This window comes from Glaciecola nitratireducens FR1064 (genome assembly GCF_000226565.1).
Classification (GTDB): Bacteria; Pseudomonadota; Gammaproteobacteria; order Enterobacterales; family Alteromonadaceae; genus Glaciecola; species Glaciecola nitratireducens.
The window spans coordinates 873,944-893,942 of sequence record NC_016041.1; the positions used below are offsets into that span (position 1 = coordinate 873,944).

Annotated in this window: 17 protein-coding genes; 12 read left to right on the forward strand and 5 right to left on the reverse strand. The window is 40.8% G+C overall.

The genetic code is table 11. The annotated features are described in order from the left end of the window. The first annotated feature begins 403 nt into the window (after nucleotides 1-403). Nucleotides 404-595, forward strand: a complete 192-nt coding sequence (locus GNIT_RS03820; protein ID WP_014107823.1) for a hypothetical protein — start codon at nucleotides 404-406, stop codon at nucleotides 593-595. A 27-nt stretch (nucleotides 596-622) separates the two neighbouring features. Here GNIT_RS03820 and GNIT_RS03825 read toward each other — a convergent pair whose 3' ends face one another. The 5 genes from GNIT_RS03825 to GNIT_RS03845 all read right to left on the reverse strand — a co-directional run bounded on the left by GNIT_RS03825 (nucleotide 623) and on the right by GNIT_RS03845 (nucleotide 8,346). Beyond that, nucleotides 623-1,978: a mechanosensitive ion channel family protein gene (locus GNIT_RS03825; RefSeq protein WP_014107824.1), complete on the reverse strand. Its 1,356-nt coding sequence runs from the start codon at nucleotides 1,976-1,978 to the stop codon at nucleotides 623-625. 4 nt (nucleotides 1,979-1,982) lie between these two features. After that, entirely contained in the window at nucleotides 1,983-2,882 is a 900-nt protein-coding gene (locus GNIT_RS03830; protein WP_014107825.1) for an acyltransferase, read from the reverse strand. Further along, on the reverse strand, nucleotides 2,879-3,775 hold the full coding sequence (locus GNIT_RS03835) for an acyltransferase (protein ID WP_014107826.1): 897 nt from the start codon (nucleotides 3,773-3,775) through the stop codon (nucleotides 2,879-2,881). Before GNIT_RS03835 ends, GNIT_RS03830 begins: the two co-directional genes overlap by 4 nt. A 110-nt stretch (nucleotides 3,776-3,885) precedes the next feature. Continuing rightward, complete coding sequence (locus tag GNIT_RS03840) at nucleotides 3,886-6,042, reverse strand: sensor domain-containing diguanylate cyclase (protein WP_014107827.1); 2,157 nt, start codon at nucleotides 6,040-6,042, stop codon at nucleotides 3,886-3,888. Nucleotides 6,043-6,165: 123 nt separating this feature from the next. Beyond that, nucleotides 6,166-8,346, reverse strand: coding sequence for a sensor domain-containing diguanylate cyclase (locus GNIT_RS03845; protein ID WP_014107828.1), 2,181 nt, complete (start codon nucleotides 8,344-8,346; stop codon nucleotides 6,166-6,168). Nucleotides 8,347-8,630: 284 nt separating this feature from the next. Between GNIT_RS03845 and GNIT_RS03850 the strand changes: the two genes are divergently transcribed. From GNIT_RS03850 to GNIT_RS03900, 11 genes are all read left to right on the forward strand, one after another. After that, nucleotides 8,631-9,773, forward strand: coding sequence for an S-(hydroxymethyl)glutathione dehydrogenase/class III alcohol dehydrogenase (locus GNIT_RS03850; RefSeq protein ID WP_014107829.1), 1,143 nt, complete (start codon nucleotides 8,631-8,633; stop codon nucleotides 9,771-9,773). An 11-nt stretch (nucleotides 9,774-9,784) separates the two neighbouring features. Continuing rightward, nucleotides 9,785-10,642, forward strand: coding sequence for an S-formylglutathione hydrolase (fghA, locus tag GNIT_RS03855; protein ID WP_014107830.1), 858 nt, complete (start codon nucleotides 9,785-9,787; stop codon nucleotides 10,640-10,642). Nucleotides 10,643-10,770: 128 nt separating this feature from the next. Next, nucleotides 10,771-11,400, forward strand: coding sequence for a hypothetical protein (locus GNIT_RS03860; RefSeq protein ID WP_148261685.1), 630 nt, complete (start codon nucleotides 10,771-10,773; stop codon nucleotides 11,398-11,400). 185 nt (nucleotides 11,401-11,585) lie between these two features. Further along, the gene (dusA, locus tag GNIT_RS03865) at nucleotides 11,586-12,563 is read left to right on the forward strand and encodes a tRNA dihydrouridine(20/20a) synthase DusA (protein ID WP_238526936.1); all 978 of its coding nucleotides are present in this window, start codon (nucleotides 11,586-11,588) and stop codon (nucleotides 12,561-12,563) included. Nucleotides 12,564-12,850: 287 nt separating this feature from the next. Then, nucleotides 12,851-13,156 (forward strand): hypothetical protein, encoded by a 306-nt coding sequence (locus GNIT_RS03870; protein ID WP_014107833.1) that lies wholly within the window; start codon nucleotides 12,851-12,853, stop codon nucleotides 13,154-13,156. 235 nt (nucleotides 13,157-13,391) lie between these two features. Next, a complete protein-coding gene (locus tag GNIT_RS03875) occupies nucleotides 13,392-13,592 on the forward strand; it encodes a PspC domain-containing protein (RefSeq protein ID WP_014107835.1) in 201 nt (66 codons plus the stop codon). Nucleotides 13,593-13,695: 103 nt separating this feature from the next. Continuing rightward, nucleotides 13,696-14,688 (forward strand): DUF2333 family protein, encoded by a 993-nt coding sequence (locus GNIT_RS03880; protein ID WP_014107836.1) that lies wholly within the window; start codon nucleotides 13,696-13,698, stop codon nucleotides 14,686-14,688. Between the two features lie 3 nt (nucleotides 14,689-14,691). Continuing rightward, nucleotides 14,692-15,447: a TIGR04219 family outer membrane beta-barrel protein gene (locus GNIT_RS03885; RefSeq protein ID WP_014107837.1), complete on the forward strand. Its 756-nt coding sequence runs from the start codon at nucleotides 14,692-14,694 to the stop codon at nucleotides 15,445-15,447. Between the two features lie 122 nt (nucleotides 15,448-15,569). Then, on the forward strand, nucleotides 15,570-17,384 hold the full coding sequence (locus GNIT_RS03890; RefSeq protein WP_014107838.1) for an assimilatory sulfite reductase (NADPH) flavoprotein subunit: 1,815 nt from the start codon (nucleotides 15,570-15,572) through the stop codon (nucleotides 17,382-17,384). Beyond that, nucleotides 17,384-19,096 carry an assimilatory sulfite reductase (NADPH) hemoprotein subunit gene (gene cysI, locus GNIT_RS03895; protein WP_014107839.1) on the forward strand — a complete coding sequence of 571 codons (1,713 nt, stop codon included), beginning with the start codon at nucleotides 17,384-17,386 and terminating at the stop codon, nucleotides 19,094-19,096. Before GNIT_RS03890 ends, cysI begins: the two co-directional genes overlap by 1 nt. Further along, on the forward strand, nucleotides 19,089-19,847 hold the full coding sequence (locus tag GNIT_RS03900; RefSeq protein ID WP_014107840.1) for a phosphoadenylyl-sulfate reductase: 759 nt from the start codon (nucleotides 19,089-19,091) through the stop codon (nucleotides 19,845-19,847). The genes cysI and GNIT_RS03900 overlap by 8 nt, the downstream gene beginning before the upstream one ends. The last annotated feature ends 152 nt before the right edge of the window (nucleotides 19,848-19,999 follow it).

Below are 19,999 nucleotides of genomic sequence, written 5' to 3' on the forward strand. Positions count from 1 at the left end.
AATCCTGTTGGTTGAGCCATAGTTTAGTATGTGTATATGAATATCGCTATTAAAAGCTGTAAAGCTTCTCGAAATAGGACAAAGGTGCGTATCGAGTTCATATAGAGCTTTTATTAAAAGTTTAGTGACCAAGCGATAAACAGCTTTTTAGTCTAAATACATACCTCTTAGGACAGACAACAGCAAATAACGTTCCCATTTTAAAATAATTATAAAATTCAGTTGTTTATGTTTTTTATAACTAAAGGAATGATGCGTTTCAAAATTTAATTGCATATTTCACCTAACAGTTGGTGATATTGACCAAGATCAAGTGCCGAGGAAAAAACACGTCGCTAGCATGTGACATTTTGGCAAATTAGTGCATAATACGCGCGTTTTCTGCTTTCAATTTAGGACTATTATGAACGGTATACTTAGCGGTTTTTTATTTGGTGCGACTGCTGTAGCTTTGGTTTTAGGATTAAGCTGTATCGTTATGGCATTCTTATCAGGAAAAACAGGCGCAGAAGGAATGCGTGAAAAAATTGAATATGGATTTATGGGCTTCTCAGGCTTGGCGATAACTTTATTGTTAGGTTACGCTGCAGCTTGATAAGAGCGAGAGTGAAAAAAAAACGCGCTATTGCGCGTTTTTTTGTGGCTGCTCGAAATTACTAGACACCCGTTGGTAAGCTCTTAATTTAAAAACGGGCATGATTGCTATTACGTGGTCAAAAATATCCGACTGAATGCGTTCATAGCTTACCCAGTCCTTTTCTTTGCTGAAGCAATATATTTCCAGTGGAATTCCAATTTCCGTTGGTGGTAACTGTCTGACCATGCACGTTAGATCTTGATTTATCCATTCATGGTTTTTTAAGTAAGCCGTTAAATAGGCTCTAAATGTGCCTAAATTCGTTAAACGTCTGCAATTTAGAATGTCGGTTTCTTCTATCGACTTTGATTTTCTGTCGTCTATTAATTCTTGTTTCTTCGCTTTTAGATAGCTGTTCAACAACTTCATACCTTCCCACTCTTCGAGCAGTTCATTGTCCGCGAAAGAAACAGAATGAAGGTCGATATAGACTGAGCGCTTTATTCTTCTACCGCCAGACTCTGTCATTCCACGCCAGTTTTTGACCGCATCGGTGGTGAGTGCGTAAGTAGGAAGTGTTGATATTGTTTTATCCCAATTTTGAACTTTGACGACGTTTAAGCCAATTTCCAATATCTCGCCATCAACTTCGTATTTAGGCATAGCAATCCAATCGCCTGTATTGAACATTCTATTGGCAGCAATTTGTATACCTGCAACAAAACCTAAAATAGTGTCTCTGAATATTAATAGTAAAACTGCAGCAATAGCCGTTAATCCAGACAATAAATAAATGGGGCTTTTACCCAATATTAGCGACAAGATTAAAAATATGAGGATAAGGGTGAAGAGCAGTTTGGCTACTTGTATAAAGCCAGTGATGGGAGCTTTTCTAGCCAATTGGCTTTTACTATAAATGCTCTCTATAGCAGTCAAGGAAGCACTTAAGGTTCTCCATACCGTGAACAAAAGATAAATAGCGGTAAGATTTGCCAGTACGCCATATATTTTTTCTTCAGGTTCAAAAAAGAGGCCATAGGTTGAATACACTACTATGCCAGGCACAATTCTAGCAATACGCCTGAACACGCCAGCATTCATCAAACAATCGTCCCAAGTAATGCTAGACTTAGCGACCAGTCTGAGCACTTTAAAATGGAGAATAAACTTGACGACAATAAATGCAATGAAAGCGACCAATATGATGCTGCTCAAGGCAAATAATTGATATGAAATAGTGCCCGGTGCCAACTTCATCCCAAAATACTGACCCGCTTCAATCAATAGTTCGACAAGGTCACCTACAACTTGGCTTCCCGTTTGTTCGGGTTCTGGTAAAGCGTCCGGAGTAACTGCAGTAGAAGTAAAAATTGATGATAAAAGCATTGTTATATAATTCATTAATTTACACCTTCAACCCTTTCATCCATTCTTTCATGCGTTGGTTTTTATTAATCCAAAGCTCATTTAACCAGGCTTGGAAGCTCTCTCTAAAACTAGGGTTATTAAAGTAATCGCCAATCACCTCGTCTGAAAGCGGGTGAACGCTGACGTCAATGACAATATGTGTCATCTCACCGCTCAGCATGTCTCGCATTGGGTGACCTGAATTTTCTGGGTATGCCAGCGTTATATCTAGCAGACTACTAAATTGCTCACCCATCGATGCAAGCGTAAAGGCAATACCTCCAGCTTTTGGGCGCAATAAATGTGAAAACGGACTGTTTCGCGCCTCTGCTTTGGCTGGCGAAAAACGAGTGCCCTCAACAAAATTAATAACGGAGGTTGGGCTATCTATAAATTTTGCACAAGATTGCCGAGTCGTTTCTATATCCTTCCCTTTCAAATGCGGATTTTTTTTCACAAAACTTTGGGTATAACGACGCATAAAAGGCATGTCTAAGGCCCAAGCCGCAATACCAACAAAAGGGAGCCAGATAAGTTCTTTCTTTAGAAAAAACTTGGGCGGTGATGTGTATTTCGCACAAAAACGAATAAGGAGAATGATATCTAAGTAACTAATATGGTTCGCAATAATCAAATACCATTCTTGCTTGCTAAGCTCTTTATCTACTTTTATTTCAACATTCACATTATTGAAAAGCTTAATCATGCCTACGCTAATAACGCTGAACGTAAAATAGAAAAAATGCATCAGTTTGAGCAACATTCTGCTGATGGCCTTTATGGGGATCATAAAACGTATAATGCCGAAGCAAAAAATCAACATTCCCCAAAGGCCTAAATTAGTCATTTGCAAAACAAAATGTATAGGGAAAATTAAGTACGACTTTAGTGAATTCATTTATTGCTGTGCTCCATTGACTCTAACTCTGCGTTCTTGTTTTGCCACATTTGATTCAGCCACTCCTGAAATATTTTTTTCTGCTCTGGATCGTCGAAAAAGGAAGCAGAAAAGATGCCTTTTGTAAATAAGTCATCAATTAAAACGGTTTTGATGCTGACGTCAATATTCGACACTTTTCCTGAAACAAAATCCCAATATGAAGGGGTTCCTTCAGGATAGTGAATAGTGACATCGACAAGGCGAGTCAATCTTTCACCCATTGCACTTAACACAAACGCAATGCCGCCAGCTTTCGGTGGAAGCAGCTTAGAGTAGATCTCGCCCGACTGCTGACGCTTCTGCTCGGTGAACCGCGTACCCTCAATAAAGTTCATAACGCTAACCGGTTTGTGCTGAAACTTTTCACAGGCCTTTTTAGTGGTTTCTAAATCCTTTCCTTTTAGGTGTGGATTTTTAGTTAAAAATGCTTTGCTGTAACGACGCATAAAAGGGAAGTCTAATGCCCACCAGGCTATGCCTATGAAAGGAACCCAAATGAGCTCTTTTTTGAGAAAGAACTTTAAAAATGGAATTTTGCGGTTGAACACACGCTGCAGTACTAAAATATCAACCCACGATTGATGATTTGAAATAACTAAGTACCACTCCTTTGTCGTCAGCCCTTCAAGGCCTTTGGTATTGAAGCGAGTTCGGGAGAAAATGTTTTGATTAATATTGTTGATACTTATCCAAGTGGTAGCGCAACCATCGAGTGGAAAAGAGATAAACTTTTGCCACGGCTTTATAGGTATAACCTTTAGTAAAGATAAAATGATGATTGGGATTACCCAGAAAACAGTATTAATAAAATAACCGAGTGCTGACAAACAGCCGTTGATAAAATGAAGCAAAGCTGGCGTATCCTAGTTTTATGTCGACCAAAGCGGTAAGTATATATGAACATAAGCTCTGTGCCGAAACAATTAAAGCGTAAATTAATTGCCTACAGCACTATTCGGATTTACTCGGGATCAATTGTCACAACTGATAGTTGATTGCGCCCGTTTCGTTTACACTTATATAGCTCTTCATCAGCAATATTGATTATTTCATGCAAACTCAAAAGACTGTTCCCAAGTAAACTGCATACACCGATACTTATGGTAAAGCTAATAGGAACCTGCAAATCTTTTATGTTTATCAGCATGTTTTGTGTCTGTGTGAGAATATTGTGGATCAACTGATGATGAGTTCTGACATCTTTACCTGACATTAAGATAACAAACTCTTCACCGCCATAGCGCCCAATAATATCTGTTTCACGCTTACAGTTTTGTTGCATCAATTGGGCGAATGCTTTTAGACATTCGTCGCCCACTAAGTGACCATAACTGTCGTTAATGAGTTTGAAATGGTCTATATCGATAAGCGCTAAACTAATAGGCTGATTCATTCGTTGATTGGTTTTAATTGCGTTGTAGGCAATTTCATCAAATCCACTGCGGTTGAGAAGTTGGGTTAATCCATCTTCTCTCGCTTGCGCGGCAAGTTGCAAATTCATCTGCTCTAGCTGAGTGGTTTTTTCCGTAACTTGTTGCTGCAATTGGTCCTCAAAGTCGCGCAGCAGATTGTGTGATTTACGCAGTTTTGCGGCAACATCGTTGATCTCTTGGCTTGAAGTCGAATCCTGAATATTTTCAAAGTTTGAAATGTAATTTTCTGAACTATTTTCTAACAACTTTACCAGTGGGGACGTAATTTTATTCGCTAATTTATATGCTATGTACAGAAATAGTAAAATGATAGCGACCACGGTGACTGCAAGTACCGCAATATGTTGACTAAAAAGTTTCACCAGCTCGGTAGGCTGTTTAATAATATAAATTTTCCAGTCAAAGCTGTTTTTTGCTAAATAATACGGGTGATTTTTACCGTTGATAGATAACACTGGAAAGTTGGGGGTGAACTCACTTTTTCCAGCATTCACATGGTATTGCTCTAAATTTTTGAGACCGATGGGAGAAGATGCATAAATAACTTTGTCGTCTTTATCCGTAATGATGGTGTAGTCGGTTTGTAGAGTCGTCTCAATATTCTGATGCAGTGTTGCTATAAACTGCAAATCTATTGCACCTAACAAAGCGCCTTGAAATTCTTCATTAATGAGTATCGGACTCGACATTGCAATCATGGGTGCCGAAATAATACCTCTACTCATCATGGCGTCAGAAATAAAAGGCGTTTTATTTTCACGAGCATGAATGAAATAGGGACGGTCGTTCACATACCTCAGGTTCTTTGGCAAGCCTTGCAGTTCTTCATTGTATCTGTCTGGCGCAAAGTAGTTTGTATAGCCGTCAGAGTTGATAATAGTTAAATTGAAGAAGTTAGGGTTGTTGGCTTGCGCGTCTAATAAAATGCTTTTTCTAAGCTCTTCATCAGACACTATTGACAAGGTTCTCGCGAGTTGTTTAACGACAGTATAGTGTTCACCAATAAATCGGTCTGTGGCGAGACCAATATTTGTCGCTTGAGCTCTTAAAATTTTCATCAATTGCTCTTCATTACTCATGCTTGCGGTGCCAGCCAATGCTAAAGACACGGTGACCAGTGGCAAAATAAGTGTGAGCGCACTCAATGCAAAAATATTTGACGATAAGCTTTTGTCAGATGACGCCGTGTGCCTTGAAATCCATTTTGTCGGTGTCAACAGATACAGCATTGCGGCTAAAGAAGCATTAAATAATCCGTTCAACCCTTGCATTGCGGCGAACACAAAACTGAAGTCGTGGCTATTAGCATTTGCCGAAAAACTGTTTAGGTACAGCCAGCAGAATGGACTACCGATAAATAACCAAAAACAAAGGGAAGCCATAACAACAAAGAAGCGCTTCTGAATCAGATACGCGATAGTAATGAACTCTGCCAAGTCAATGCCAATATGTATAGCGGGTTTATCCAATAAGTACATTGAACCGATGCTAAATATAAGTGGGATTATAGCAGCCCGAATGCCAAAGCTTATTAGGACATAGATGCACAAACCCATGCCCCATGAAAGACTCAATGCAGCATAAATAGGGATTGACAAAAACAAGTTAGCAACGGCCGCTAAAATTCCAAAAAGCAGTCCCTGCAAGATAAATTCTTGATTTTGTTTCAGGATTAAATTGGGCATTTAATACAGGAGTTTAATTTTTGTTCTATCGAGCAACATTAGCCCTATTCAGATTGAAAGTCTAGTTGTTGCGGTTTTACGCTCGGTCTGTTTACGCATTCAAATAAACGAGAATTTTTATTGTTATTGCACATAGATTGATATTTTGTTTTTGCCCGTACGTTTGCTTTTGTAAAGCTGTTCGTCTGCAGACTTGACCAAACCCTCGTAAGTCATTCCATAATTGCTGCTAAGGCTGCTAATGCCAATACTTATCGTCATCTTCACAGTAATCTCGCTGTTGCTGACCGTGGTTTTTTGCACCGCTCGATGAATCTGTTTGGTCAACTCATGATGTTCTTCAATATGGCCACCGCTGAGCAATACAATAAATTCTTCTCCACCGTATCGCCCCAGTAAATCGGTATTGCGTTTGCAAAATTTACTTAGCGTCTGAGCAATAGAGACAATACATTTATCTCCGAAAGGGTGCCCATAGGTATCGTTAATTTGTTTGAAATCATCGATGTCAATTAACACCATCGATAAGGGCACATAGTTGCGCACACAGTTGCGAAAAGTCGTTTGCGCGAGGTCGTCAAAGCCACTTCGATTCAACAAGTTGGTTAAACCGTCTTTTTGCGCTAAATGATACAGTTTTTGGTTTAACGATTTAAGTTGCTTAGTTTTATCTTGCACTTGCTCTGTTAGTTGTTGTTGAAAGTTCAACATGATTTCACGAGAGTTTATTAATTTGTCTGTCACTTTAATCATTTCATCGCTTATTTCTGCTTCCTTTGCTATATCCTCAGGAAAAGTAGTGTCGTTAAAATGATTAGCTAAGCGCTCGAGTGGTAAGGTGATTCTTTTACTTAACTGACTGGCAATAAAAGAAAATACAACGAGAGTGATGAGCAAGCCTACTGCCAATATATAAAAATTTTGTGAGATAACTTGCGTTACTGCCGAGGGTGAATTGAGCACAGTTATTTTCCAGCCATGTTCTGTGACTGTTTGATAATAAAGATATTTGTTATTTTGCAGTTTTAACTCTGGTATTTTTCTGAGCAGTATATTGTTACTCGGTTGGTAACTAAATTGCGATAGCATTGGCAAGCTAAGTCCGTCCGATGCAAATATAATCCGATTATTTCTATCCGTAATGACATATTGATAAAACTCATTGTCGTCAATATGCTCTTGTTTAAATTTCGAAAAGCTTGATAAACGAATAGCGCCTTGTGAAATACCCAAAAATTGGTCATTTAAAACAATCGGCGCAGACACCGTCAATATTGCATCATTACCAAAGCCAACTCCCTCTATGGCCTCAGACAATTGCGGCTCAAGCGTCCTTTTCGCATCATTGAAGTAAGTCCTTGTATGCAGTGTGTGCTTTTTTGTCCTGCCTAGCATCATGGCGTACTTTTCGGGGGAAGCATATAATATTTCACCGTCTGGTCCCGACACTAACATGCTAGTGAAGCTCGGATAGTTTTTTGCTGTCGAATCCAACACAGTTTGAACTGGAATTGAGAAGCTAGATTCAGATAATATGCTAGAAAGTGTTTTAACTGCCGAAATATGATTATTAACAAACGCCTCCCCAACATACATGATTTGTTCGCCCTGTTTTGACAGCATATTTGATAAATCCTGTTCTTTTTGCGCTGTAGTTTGCCAAGTGAAGACGAGTGAAATTGCGATAGTAGGTAATGTCACCGTTAACATGCAGAGCGAAAATATGATGGTGGCAAACTTTGGCGGCTTTCCTCTGTATTTTCTATAAACGCTTTGAAAAGGAATGAATGAGTAAATTAATGCGGCAACGGAAGCGCCAAAAATACCGTTGATACTTATGGTCAAGCCGGAAATGATAAGCAGTTCAGTGGAGGAGTTGCTGGTTAACAATAATAATAAAAGGGTTAGCGGTACACCAATGAAAAGCCAGTAAAAGACGTCGGCTACAAGCAATACTTTACCTTTTCGCAAAAAAATATGAACGGCAAACGTTTCACTAACAAGGATTATGAATAAAAAAGGGTCGTCCATCTTGACTGCTAGGGCAGTTGCGGAAATTACAGAAGCGATGATGCCAGCATTTAGTCCACGTGTTATGAGGCAGATAAGAACAAATATTTGTCCAAAATAAAGTGAAAAATGCCCGTAGAAAGGGATACTGAGGAAGTAATTAGTTAAAGCGCCAAGCCCACCAAAATTCAAACCATATACAAGAACCGCCGTTGAAAAAACAGATTCAGTATGCTGAGGCGTGTGAGCTAACAGTTTTTTAATATCGAAATCCTTTTCTAAATGTCTAATCATTAGATGCCCGCCTAAAAACTAGGCAGCTTGTCGATGTTAGTCCTTTGAACACTGAGATCAAGAAATTGCTGCTACTTAGCGGTGATTTTTTCCTTTTTTGTTTGGTTTTTGTACAGAGGTTAACTCTAGCAATTAGGTTTGATCTTAATTCGCAAAGGATTAATACTCTATGTATCATTAGCAATTTATTTAGACCGACCTAATAAAGGCTATTTATAAAGGCTCATTCACAGGTGCCTATTTATAAAACTCATTTACAAAAGCGAAATCATTAAGGAAAACTCATGGAACAAAAATTTATCAAATCTAAAGCAGCAGTTGCATGGGGTCCTAATCAACCGCTTGTTATGGAAGAGCTTGACGTGATGCTGCCAAAAGCAGGCGAAGTATTAATACGAATAGTCGCCAGTGGCGTTTGCCATACAGACGCTTTTACTCTCTCTGGTGAAGACCCAGAAGGACTTTTTCCTGTGGTTTTAGGGCATGAGGGTGGAGGCATCGTTGAACAAGTCGGCGAAGGCGTGACCAGCGTATCAGTGGGTGATCACGTTATTCCTTTATACACACCTGAATGCGGAGAATGTAAATTTTGCCTGTCAGGAAAAACCAATCTTTGTCAAAAAATTAGAGAGACACAAGGCAAAGGAGTGATGCCTGACGGAACATCACGTTTTTATAAAGACGGTAAGCCACTGTATCACTACATGGGATGTTCAACTTTTTCTGAATATACAGTGTTGCCTGAAATTTCACTCGCTAAAGTGAATAAAAAAGCGGCATTGGATGAAGTGTGCTTATTCGGTTGCGGCGTCACCACTGGTATCGGAGCTGTAATGAATACGGCTAAGGTGCAAGCGGGCGATACGGTTGCCATCTTTGGTATGGGCGGCATTGGCCTGTCTGCGGTAATTGGAGCGGTAATGGCCAAAGCATCGAGAATCTTAGTCATTGATATCAATGAAAGTAAGTTCGAGCTAGCGCGAAAGTTAGGGGCAACTGATTGCATAAATCCAAAGAAAATTGATAAACCTATTCAAGAACACATCGTCGAGTTGACCGAAGGTGGCGTTGATTTTTCCTTTGAATGCATAGGCAACGTTGACGTAATGAGAAGTGCTCTCGAATGCTGCCATAAAGGCTGGGGCGAATCGGTCATTATCGGTGTTGCTGGAGCTGGCCAAGAAATTAGTACTAGACCCTTTCAGTTGGTTACCGGCCGAGTATGGAGAGGAAGTGCATTTGGCGGTGTGAAAGGTCGCAGTGAGTTGCCAGATTACGTTGAAAAATATCTTAACGGTGATATCGTTTTAGATGACTTCATCACGCACAACCTAGCGATCGAAGACATTAACGAGGCCTTCGACTTAATGCACGAAGGTAAGAGCATACGTTCTGTTGTGCACTTCCAACCAAGCCCTAAAATATAATGGAAGCGGGAATGAAAAAGCTTTCTTCAAATAGAGTTTTTGGTGGCGAACATGCTCAATACAGCCACTACAGTGAAGCCAATAAGTGTGACATGACCTTCGCTATTTTTTTACCACCAATAGCGTTAGGAAAAGGTAAAGAAGCGCAGAAAGTGCCGGTCTTGTACTGGCTATCTGGACTTACCTGTAATGACCAAAATTTCATGCAAAAGGCAGGTGCTTTTAGAGCCGCGGCTGAATTAGGTATAGCCATCGTTGCACCTGACACCAGCCCGAGGGGAGAGAGTGTACCTGACGACCCTGACAAGGCCTATGATTTTGGCCTAGGTGCGGGCTTTTACCTCAATGCAACACAGCCGCCATGGTCTGCTCACTATAATATGTATGACTATATTCTTAATGAATTGCTTCCAAGTGTTCAGCAAACGTTCTTTGTGAATAAGCATTCAGCAATCTCTGGTCATTCAATGGGAGGACACGGTGCCCTAACGATGGGGTTAAAAAATCCTGATATATTTACCTCTATTTCAGCATTTAGCCCGATCTGTAATCCGGTTAACTGTCAGTGGGGTCAAAAAGCGTTCACACATTATCTCGGTGACGATAAACAAAGTTGGTTAGAATATGATGCATGTCATCTACTGCAAAATGCGTCGAAACAAGTCCCAATTTTAATCGATCAAGGAACAGACGATGACTTTTTGGAAGAGCAATTAAAGCCTGATAATTTGATTAGAGTCGCGCAAATGTCTGATTATCATTTAACCCTGAATATGCGCTCTGGTTACGACCACAGCTACTTTTTCATAAGTAGCTTTATCGATGATCATATATCGTTTCACGCAAAATGCTTATTTGCAGATGAATGAAAAAGAGATAATTTAGCGTATTTAATCTGATATCTAAGGCACCTCAAGAATACCCAACTTGGGACTCAGGCTTAAAAAAGTAAGGTACTATGTAGATCGTTTTTTAAACACTATGAGTGTGAGAAATTATGATTAAACTAAGTTGCCTACTTACATTATTACTTACTTCGACCGTCGGTTATGCGGTCGATTCGACGAGTAGTCAACTCAGTTCGGGCGCTTATTTAATATCCCAGAATACGATGACAGCGTCCTTGGTTGCGTCTCCTATTGTTCAAGTGAAACAGCCGGTATTCAAATCGTTTGATATATTGGACGCGGCTTCTGCAAATACATTAGTTATTTCGTCACTGACGCTTAGCGATATCGACATGTTTAATCATTATACGACAACAGGTACCGAGGCGCTGAATTCTAGCGGTATTAATTATGGTTTTTTCACAGAGTTTCAGTTAACCCTCAAAAATGATTTAGTGCTAACGGGTCAATGGACGCGTCTACACGATTCATACAACGATGGCTATGAAGCAAGTGGAACCTTGCGTCCAGTTGAGTGGAGCTTAGTAACAGAATCAAGAACGTCGACGGCCAGAGAATTAGGTTTGAATTGGACTGTTTATGGAGGTTTGAAAGCTTATGCAAAACTCCAAACTGTGAATAGTTCAGCATGGATACCTCAGGTTTCAATTCCGCGCTTCGTGACTCAAGACACGGATGACTGGACTCTAGCTGCAGTTGAATTGGTTTACAGTTTTTAATTTCCATTTCTACCCCTTTTAATTTTGTTTAGTTGCCGCAGATTCTCTATAATCCTCGTTCGCTAGAAGTGGCCATCACATAACTAAGTAAACGTTATGTCATGTAAACTTATTCTTTATGTTGACCCCAAACTAATAGGTCTGTGTCCTAAGTTATGCTAAACCACCGTTTTTCAGTAGCCCCCATGCTTGATTGGACAGATCGCCACTGTCGATATTTCCTCCGTTTGTTGTCAAAACACACGGTTTTATATACAGAAATGGTCACTACAGGTGCAATTATTCATGGCAAGGGAGATTATTTAGGATATAACAACGAAGAACATCCTGTTGTACTGCAGTTAGGTGGCAGCGACCCGAAAGCAATGGCGCATTGTGCCTCTATTGCACAGGACCGCGGTTATGACGAAGTGAACATCAACGTGGGTTGCCCGTCTGACAGAGTTAAAAACGGCAGTTTTGGCGCTTGTTTAATGGCTATGCCAGATACAGTTGCCGAGTGTGTTGTTGCCATGCAGTCTGAGCTTACTATCCCGGTAACTGTGAAATGCCGAATTGGCATTGACGATATGGACGATTACGAAGGTTTGAGTCGTTTCGTTTCGCTCGTTGCCGAAGGGGGCTGCGAACACTTTATTGTTCACGCCCGCAAGGCCTGGCTGCAGGGCTTGAGTCCAAAAGAAAACAGAGATATTCCACCATTAAATTATCAACGCGTTTATGATTTGAAAAAAGAGTTTTCGCAGTTGAAGATTTCTATCAACGGCGGGATCAACACGCTTGAGGACTCAAATAAGCATCTACAGTCGATAGACGGTGTGATGATGGGCCGTGAAGTTTATTCAAACCCTTATATCTTGAGTAAGGTTGATTCTCTGATTTATGGTGAATCGGAGAATGCGATCAGCAGAGAACAAGTGGTGCTGTTGATGACTGCCTATATAAAGGAGCAAGTAGCTCAAGGCTCACGAGTCTGGCATATTGCAAGGCATGTTCTGGGTCTGTTTCAAGGACAAGCAGGGGGGAGAATTTGGCGTCGCTATTTAAGTCAACATGGCACGCAGAAAGACGTTTCTACCGATCTTTTACTGCATGCTTATGAAGAAGTATTGGCAGCACAAGCAAAAGCGCGCGATTTTCAAGCAAGTAAAATAGAAAGTTAGTCAGTATTCTCTTTCCTTTACATCTCTCAAAATATATGACTCAATAATTGGTTGAATTAACTAACTCAAGTGGTTAATTTAACCAATTGCAACATCTCCCTATTCTAAAATTACCTTTCTCAATGAGATGAAAATCTTTAAACTATTGAATAATAACAACAATTTATTTTTTATGAAAGTTGGCACAACAATCGCTAAGTCTAAGTGTCGTTGCCGAAAAGGCATTTAACTTAAGGTTCCGTAGCAGTAAGCGTAACCAACATTTTTAAAAATTTAGGGAAAATATCATGTCAATTAAAAGAACAGCACTCACCACTTTATTCGCTACTGCTATCGTTTGTGCAGCTCCAGTTCAGGCACAGGAATCTCACGTTGAGAGAGTATTATCAACAATGGTTAGCCAAGCAATGCAAAATGTAACAGCAGAAATTAACGAAGAAGTGCAGAAATCAATTCTTACTTCGGCCTATAACTTCTCTTTTGCTAAGCCTGTCGACCCAACAGTACCAGCAACGAAAGTAACAATTACTGATATCGCTAGTGCTAAAACAACTGCGAAAGACTCAGATGTTACAGAAAAAAGTGAAGACTAATTAATGGATTAGTTGCCGTCCCATTTCATTAGTAAAGCAGGGAGAGAATTATGTTAGGTCAAATGAATTTGATTGGTTTATTAGCAACACCGGTACTATTCTACATTGGTAGCGCAACTGTTGTGTTATGCCTAGAGCACTTTAAGCTGATTACGGCTAGGAAAAGCTAGCGTTAGCTTTACAGACACCTACAACATTAGGTTTACGAAATTAGAGAGTTAAAGAGGTACTTATAATGAAAACAGTAATTAATGATAAAAGACTATTTAGAGACGCTAACCGCGCTGTTATTTCTGGTGTTTGCGCTGGCGTAGCAAGATACTTGGATGTCGATCCTGTTTGGGTTAGAGCTGGTGCCATTGTAAGTATGATTTTCTTAACCGTTCCCACCGCATTGGCCTATGTTTTGGCAATCCTTTTGTTGCGGTATAAGTAGGTACGCTTGTACAATAAACCCCTGAATGGTTTAGTTGTCGTCTTCAGCCGCTTAAGCGGCTGTGAGTTTTTCTACTCCGGTTAACAAAAGTCAAAGGATATTTATGACACAGTTTTTTTCTACGAAGACAGTTTCTGCGGGTATCGCACTCATCATCCTGCTGTTCGCATTACTCGGTTTTTGGTGGAGTTTTGAGCCAAACACATTTGACGTGCGCAAAAATGCACAAGACATGGCGGCTCAAAAAGGTCATCAAGTAGTAACAGGATACACAACAACATCAGCGCTTATCCGAGTGACTGAAGAAATGCTTTATAAAAACGGTGGGTACATTACAAACGATGTACTGCCTCCTGGCATTTTTATGGATAACATACCAGCTTGGGAGTTTGGTGTTTTAGAAATGAGCAGAGATCTTGCGCTCTCTATGCGTAAAGACTTCAGTCGTTCGCAATCACAGTCTCTCGAAAATCCCTATTTAGTTGAAGCCCAACCGTTTTTTAATAATGACAGTAACCGCTGGATTTTGCCTTCCTCCGAATCTCGCTATGAAAAAGCCATAGAGCAACTTTACTTGTATCAGGCTGAGCTTGGCAATATTACTAATTCGAATACTCAATTTTATGCTAGAGCTGACAACTTGCGTGATTGGTTAAAGCAGATGGAAAAGAGATTAGGAAGTATGTCGCAAAAGCTGAGTGCCAGTGTAGGCTCAGACGTGATCAATACTGAGCTCGCCGGCGACTCTAAAGCAACACAATCGACACCGCAAAGTCCAGTCGTTAGCAACAAAACGAGTTGGTTTCAGTTAGACAATAACTTTTATGAAGCGCGCGGCGCAAGTTGGGCTTTGCTGCACTTTTTGAAAGCCGTAGAGATAGATTTTAAAGATGTATTGGAGAATAAAAACGCGACGGTTAGCGTACGTCAAATTATTCGTGAATTAGAAGCAACTCAAGAAACCATGTTTTCGCCCGTGATATTAAACGGAGACGGCTTTGGTATGTTAGCTAATCACTCGTTAGTAATGGCGAACTATATTTCAAGAGCAAATGCTGCTCTAATCGAATTATCAGAATTATTAAATCAAGGATAAAATATGAAGAAGTCACTTTTAGGTTGTGCGTTGTTAGCAGCTGCAGCAGTTGCTCCGGTGCAGGCCGATACCCTACTTGGCGCTTATGTAGGAGCGCAGGCATGGAATATGGGCGTAGACGGTGGCTTTTCTAATAACGAAAGTGTCACTAACTTTTCGTTTGATGATCAAACAAATGGTTCATTCTATGTTGCATTAGAGCATCCTGTTCCATTGATACCAAATATTAAAATAAACCGAACAATGTTAGACACGAATGGCGTGACGACACTTACGTCAACGTTTGAGTTTAACGACGAGGTTTATAGTGCAGACACCAACCTGACGACAGACATTGAAATGACAGGTACAGATTTTATTTTGTACTATGAAATTCTAGATAACGACCTAGTAAGTATCGATGTAGGTATCAACGGTAAATACATTGACGGTACTATTATGGTATCGGAAACGAGCGGCAACAGAATGGTATCTGAAGACTTTTCAGGCGTTATCCCTATGGGATATGCAAAAGCTGAAGTTGGATTACCGTTTACTGGTTTGGGACTTTATGCTGAAGGCAGTTTTTTAGCGTTAGGCGATAGCACCGTATCAGACTTTCAAGCAGCTATTACCTATAGTTTCGTTGAAACGCTTGCTTTGGATATGACCTTGCAAGCAGGTTATAGATCGATGAAGGTTGAGTTAGATGACCTCGACGACCTGTATACAAATCTTGATTTTAAAGGTGTATTCGTCGGTTTAGAATTTGATTTTTAAAAACTTTCATCTTATTACATAGTTTTTAAGTCTAAAAAGTAATAAAAAATCTGATTTAAGTCTTTCAAGTTATGATAAAAAGTCGTTAATCTTAGCAGCGTACTAGCTAAGGTTAACGATTAATGACAACAAATAACGGCAACAACAACTTTTCAGCATTAACAGAACAGCAACTACAGTTGCTTTCTAGTGCGGCTTCTTCTTTAAATAGCAACCAGCTTATCTGGGCAAGCGGTTTCTTAGCTGGCTTAGCGGGTGCTGCTAATGCGCTACCGATCCCTGCTTCTTCACAAACAACAGAACAAGCATCCTTGCAGCCTACGTTGACCATCCTTTATGGCTCGCAAACAGGTAACTCAAAAGGCGTAGCTAATAGCTATAAAGCCTCTGCGTTAGAGCAAGGATACAAAGCAAATGTAGTAAGCATGAGCGACTATAAGCCGCGTCAGTTGAAAAATGAAACTCATCTCGTTGTTATTGTTAGTACCCACGGCGAGGGAGATGCTCCTGATGATGCCGTGGAATTATACGAGTTCTTAGCAAGTAAAAAAGCGCCTAAACTGCCAAATCTAAAGTTTGCGGTAGTGGGTTTGGGCGACACCAGTTATGAATTCTTCTGTCAAACCGGCAAGGACTTTGAGTCTCGTTTGTTAGCCCTTGGTGCAACGGCCTTAGTTGAAAGATTAGATTGCGATGTTGACTACGAGTCGGTAGTCGCTGACTGGACTGTATCGTTGAATGCCAAGTTAAAAGATGAATTAAAGCCAGTGGTAACCGAGCAGGTGATTAATTTGACTCCCGCCGCCAACGCTGTCGCTGAGTCTCTTTACAATAAAAAGAACCCGTTCGCCGCTAGCTTGAGTGAAAGCTTGAAAATAACGGCGCGAGATTCGGTCAAAGATATTCGCCATATTGAAGTTTCTTTAGAAGGCAGTGGAATTGTATACAAACCCGGCGATGCACTAGGCGTTTGGTTTAGCAACGACGAAGCAATGGTACAGCGCATATTAGCAGCGACCTCAACAAACGCTGAAGACAAAGTATTAATTGCTGAGACCGAGTTTACACTGCTCGATGCCCTGCTTAATAAACTTGAACTGACCTTAAGTTATCCAGGTTTTGTGAAAAAATATCAAGCGCAAACCGCGCATCAGGAACTCGCAGAGCTAATGGAAGATAAAGCGGCTTTGAGAGAATACTTATCTGTTTCGCAAATTGTTGATATTACCGAGAAGTTCCCCGCTAAAATTTCAGCTCAAGAACTCGTAGATGCGCTTAGACCTATCACGCCAAGACTTTACTCTATCGCATCAAGTCAAGCTGAGGTAGAGGATGAAGTGCATTTAACAGTTGCCCACATCGAGTATGAAGCCAACGGTTTCACTCACCAAGGTGGTGCTTCTGGTTTCCTTTCAACTCGATTGAAAGAAGGCGATAAGCTGAATGTTTACGTTGAAAATAACGATAACTTCAGACTTCCATCCGATCCAAATACGCCGATTATTATGATCGGTCCAGGCACAGGTATAGCGCCATTTAGAGCATTTATGCAAGAGCGAGATGCGGTAGAAGCAGAGGGTAAGAATTGGTTGTTTTTCGGTAATCCCAATTTTACCCAAGATTTTTTATATCAAACCGAATGGCAAGGCTATTTAAAGTCGGGTTTGTTGAGCAAAATAAGCTTAGCGTTTTCTCGTGACCAGGCCAACAAGATTTATGTCCAAGACAGATTGAAAGAGAACGGCAAGGAAGTGTTTGATTGGTTGGAGCAGGGCGCTCATTTTTATATCTGTGGCGACGCTTTACGAATGGCTAAAGACGTGGAAACCACTTTATTAGACTTAGTCGCTGAGCATGGCAATAAAACCACTGCTGAAGCAAAAGAATACGTAACGAACTTACGCAAATCAAAACGTTACCAGAAGGATGTTTACTAATGAGCGACGACAACAAATTTAAAGTTGAAGGTAAACTTGCTGATAACGAGCGAATGAAAGGGCAAAGCCACTTGCTTCGCGGCACGATTTCTGACGATTTGAAAGACGACGTTACTGGCGGTTTCACTGCAGATAACTTCCAACTTATTCGTTTTCACGGAATGTACCAGCAGGATGACCGCGATATTCGTGCAGAAAGAACGAAACAAAAACTGGAGCCTCTGCATAATGTGATGCTTCGTGCCCGACTACCTGGTGGCGTTATTCAACCCCATCAATGGTTGGTAATTGATAAATTCGCAGCCGATTACACTATGTATGGCAGTATTCGTTTAACTACTCGTCAAACTTTCCAGTTTCACGGGGTCCTTAAACCTAATATGAAGCTGATGCATCAAACCTTGCATAAAGCAGGTATAGACTCTATTGCGACAGCCGGTGACGTTAACCGCAACGTACTGTGTACATCGAATCCTATTGAGTCAAAAGTACATAAACAGGCGTGGGATTGGGCGACAAAAATCAGTGAGCATTTGTTACCAAAAACAAATGCCTACGCTGAAATTTGGCTAGACGGTGAAAAAGTTGATTCAACGCAAGAAGATGAGCCAATACTAGGTAAGAATTATTTACCGCGTAAGTTTAAAACAACCATTGTGATACCACCTCAAAACGATGTGGACGTGCATGCAAATGATTTGAATTTTGTTGCGATTGCCGAAGATGGTGAGCTTATCGGTTTCAATGTCCTTGTGGGCGGTGGCTTAGCGATGACTCACGGTGACCATTCTACGTTCCCTCGTAAAGCTGATGATTTTGGCTTTATTGAATTGGATAAGACTCTCGATATTGCCGCTGCTGTATTGTCAACGCAGCGCGATTGGGGCAACAGGGTTAATCGTAAAAATGCAAAGACCAAATACACCTTAGAGCGCGTTGGTGTTGAGAATTTCAAAGCGGAAGTAGAAAAACGTGCTGGCGTTAAGTTCGCAGCAAGCAGAGCATACGAATTCACTAGTCGTGGCGATCGTTTTGGATGGGTTGAAGGAATTGATGGCAAGCATCACCTGACGTTGTTCATTGAAAACGGCCGTATTCTGGATTATCCAGGTAAAACGCTGAAAACAGGCTGCGCAGAAATCGCTAAAATACATCAGGGTGATTTTAGAATGACGGCCAACCAAAACCTGATCGTTGCAGGCGTCGCGCTTGAACAAAAAGCACGCATAGAAGCGCTTGCTATTAAACATGGTTTGATGGAAGCCAGCGTATCTAATCAACGTAAAGACTCTATGGCTTGTGTGTCATTGCCAACATGCCCTCTTGCTATGGCAGAAGCTGAGCGTTATTTGCCAGAGGCTGTGACTGAAATTGAAGGCATACTTGCAAAACACGGTATGCAAGATGACAGTATTATTTATAGGGTAACAGGCTGCCCGAATGGCTGTGGTCGTGCAATGCTGGCCGAAGTTGGTTTGGTAGGGAAGGGCCCCGGTAAATATAACTTCCATATTGGAGGAGACCGTCAGGGCACCAGAATACCTCGTATGTATAAAGAGAATATTACCGATACAGAAATTATGGGGCACTTAGATGAATTAATTGGTCGCTGGTCAAAAGAGCGAACTCCTAGTGAATCGTTTGGTGACTACGTAATTAGAGCCGGCATCATCGCACCTGTTGTCGACTCTGCAAGGGACTTCTATGACTAATCTAGCACATCAATTAAGACCAGAAGGGACACTTGATTTCGATATTGATAGCGAGTTTCTGGTTGAGTTAAACCAGACGCTTGAAGCCATGCCTGTTATAAAACGTGTTGAATGGGCCTTAGACAATTTACCTAGCAATCATATGCTGTCTTCGAGTTTTGGTGCTCAGTCTGCAGTGATGCTTCATTTGATCAACCAAGTAGCGCCAGGCACACCGGTAGTGCTTACAGACACCGGTTACTTATTTCCAGAAACATACCAATTTATTGATGAGATGGTGTCGCGTTTAGATTTAAATTTGCATGTTTACTCCGCGAAACTCAGTGCTGCTTGGCAAGAAGCGCGACACGGTAAATTATGGGAACAGGGCGTGGAAGGCATTGAAATATATAATAAGTTAAACAAAGTTGAACCGATGAAGCGGGCAATTGACGATCTTAATGTCAAAACTTGGTTTGCGGGCTTGCGCAGAGATCAATCCGATTCACGCGGCAACCTTAAAGTCCTACAAAAGCAGAGCAAGCAATTTAAGATTCACCCTATTCTTGATCAATCGAACAAGCAACTGCATGAATACCTGAAAGCGAATCAATTGCCTTATCACCCCCTATGGGAAAAAGGTTTCGTTTCGATTGGCGATTGGCACACAACGATGGCTTTGCAAGACGGAATGTCAGAGCAAGATACGCGCTTCTTTGGCTTGAAGCGTGAGTGTGGTTTACATGAATTTGGTGATGGCGATGGTATATAAAAACTCCCGGCACAAACCTTTTTATATATAGCCAAAACAAAGTCTTATGAAACATTAAAAACCAGCCTTCAGTGCTGGTTTTTTGTGCAAATTATTCTATAGTGTAGCCATGCTTTGATAAATTTACTTTGGCTATATGCTCAGAGGGTGTG

Bases quoted from the DNA above. Each gene is read 5' to 3' on its own strand.
- cysI (WP_014107839.1), top strand. From the start codon at position 17,384: ATGAGCGACGACAACAAATTTAAAGTTGAAGGTAAACTTGCTGATAAC.
- GNIT_RS03830 (WP_014107825.1), bottom strand. From the start codon at position 2,882: ATGAATTCACTAAAGTCGTACTTAATTTTCCCTATACATTTTGTTTTG.
- GNIT_RS03890 (WP_014107838.1), top strand. From the start codon at position 15,570: ATGACAACAAATAACGGCAACAACAACTTTTCAGCATTAACAGAACAG.
- GNIT_RS03850 (WP_014107829.1), top strand. From the start codon at position 8,631: ATGGAACAAAAATTTATCAAATCTAAAGCAGCAGTTGCATGGGGTCCT.
- GNIT_RS03870 (WP_014107833.1), top strand. From the start codon at position 12,851: ATGTCAATTAAAAGAACAGCACTCACCACTTTATTCGCTACTGCTATC.
- GNIT_RS03900 (WP_014107840.1), top strand. From the start codon at position 19,089: ATGACTAATCTAGCACATCAATTAAGACCAGAAGGGACACTTGATTTC.
- GNIT_RS03845 (WP_014107828.1), bottom strand. From the start codon at position 8,346: ATGATTAGACATTTAGAAAAGGATTTCGATATTAAAAAACTGTTAGCT.
- GNIT_RS03825 (WP_014107824.1), bottom strand. From the start codon at position 1,978: ATGAATTATATAACAATGCTTTTATCATCAATTTTTACTTCTACTGCA.
- GNIT_RS03875 (WP_014107835.1), top strand. From the start codon at position 13,392: ATGAAAACAGTAATTAATGATAAAAGACTATTTAGAGACGCTAACCGC.
- GNIT_RS03885 (WP_014107837.1), top strand. From the start codon at position 14,692: ATGAAGAAGTCACTTTTAGGTTGTGCGTTGTTAGCAGCTGCAGCAGTT.
- GNIT_RS03840 (WP_014107827.1), bottom strand. From the start codon at position 6,042: ATGCCCAATTTAATCCTGAAACAAAATCAAGAATTTATCTTGCAGGGA.
- GNIT_RS03820 (WP_014107823.1), top strand. From the start codon at position 404: ATGAACGGTATACTTAGCGGTTTTTTATTTGGTGCGACTGCTGTAGCT.
- fghA (WP_014107830.1), top strand. From the start codon at position 9,785: ATGAAAAAGCTTTCTTCAAATAGAGTTTTTGGTGGCGAACATGCTCAA.
- dusA (WP_238526936.1), top strand. From the start codon at position 11,586: ATGCTTGATTGGACAGATCGCCACTGTCGATATTTCCTCCGTTTGTTG.
- GNIT_RS03860 (WP_148261685.1), top strand. From the start codon at position 10,771: ATGATTAAACTAAGTTGCCTACTTACATTATTACTTACTTCGACCGTC.
- GNIT_RS03880 (WP_014107836.1), top strand. From the start codon at position 13,696: ATGACACAGTTTTTTTCTACGAAGACAGTTTCTGCGGGTATCGCACTC.